At 47.1% G+C, this 1,223-nt stretch carries 1 protein-coding gene; it reads right to left on the bottom strand.

Annotated features, from left to right (window positions below):
* The coding region (locus tag QO189_RS14160) for a Na+/H+ antiporter NhaC family protein (RefSeq protein WP_371533230.1) at nucleotides 1-1,220 on the bottom strand (1,220 nt) is incomplete at its 3' end.
* Nucleotides 1,221-1,223 lie beyond the last annotated feature (3 nt).

The following is a 1,223-nucleotide window of genomic DNA, read 5'->3' as shown; positions in this document are numbered from 1 at the left end:
ACCGTTCCTGCATCCTCAATCGTACGAGACAAATTCTTCGGATGCAGGTGCAAGCGCTCAAACGTCGACCGAAAGGCCGTACCGGATAATAAAATACTCAAATACTGCTCCCCAATCAGTACATTAATGCTCAGTGCCGACATCGCTGCCGCAAAGATCGCCCGTCCTGATGTCGTAAGCGTGTCTTTGATACCAGACAATAATGCTGGCAAAATCCCTAATGCCGTTAATAACCCACCTAAACTCAGTGCCAATATCACAATTGCCTGTGTAAAGAACATACTCTGTACACCGCCGCGTGACAGCATACCGCCCACCTCACCCAACTCTAATGACTCAGCGGGCGCATAACCGGCAAACAAATAACCGCCTAACTGACCAAAGCTTGGTGAGCTATGGATATAAGTAATGATCAATGCCGCGGCAATCGTACAGATAATCGTATAGATCGCATTGACCCGAAACAGCGCTAACCCTACCAATATCACAAAGGGTAATACTGAATACCCATGCACTAGACCACTCTCTATTAGCTGTCCTTGTAGTATGGTCACTTGACTCAGATCAGCACTGACGGTCTGACCTGAGAACATCCAGAACAGGATGACTGTCAGTATCCACGCAGGCACTGTCGTATACATCATATTACGAATATGCTCAAACAGATCAATACCAACAACAGAAGACGCAATGGTACAAGTATCAGACAAGGGCGACATCTTATCACCGAAGAACGCCCCTGACACCACTGCCCCTGCTGCTATCGCCACATTGGCATCAAAGGCATTACTCATCCCAATAAAGGCCACACCAAGTGTTGCAGCCGTCGTCAAACTGCTACCTAAAGCGATACCAATAATGGAGGTCAAGATAAAGGCGGAGATATAGTAATACTCAGGTGAGATCAGCTGAAAGCCAAAGTACATCAAAGTAGGAATGGCGCCTGACATCATCAAAGTGGCAACCATCAAACCAATAAAGAAGAACAAATAGATGGCACCGATACCGCGCATGACACCTGAGGCCATTTGTGCTTGCATGTCATCAAAGCTGAGACCTTTGGTCATACCAATAGCGAGTAGGACACAGATGGCAAGGATAAGAGACAGATGCGGTACCCAGCCAAAGCCAATCATGGTAATACCCATAATAGCAATGACGATGGCTGAGATAATAAAGGCAAGCTTGGCGCTGATCTGGGTGAGCGGTTTTGGTGGCATGAC

Source organism: Psychrobacter sp. Arc29, from assembly GCF_041431175.1.
Taxonomy (GTDB): domain Bacteria; phylum Pseudomonadota; class Gammaproteobacteria; order Pseudomonadales; family Moraxellaceae; genus Psychrobacter.
Note: the sequence above shows the minus strand (reverse complement) of the source record. Positions and strands in the feature narration are given on the sequence as shown.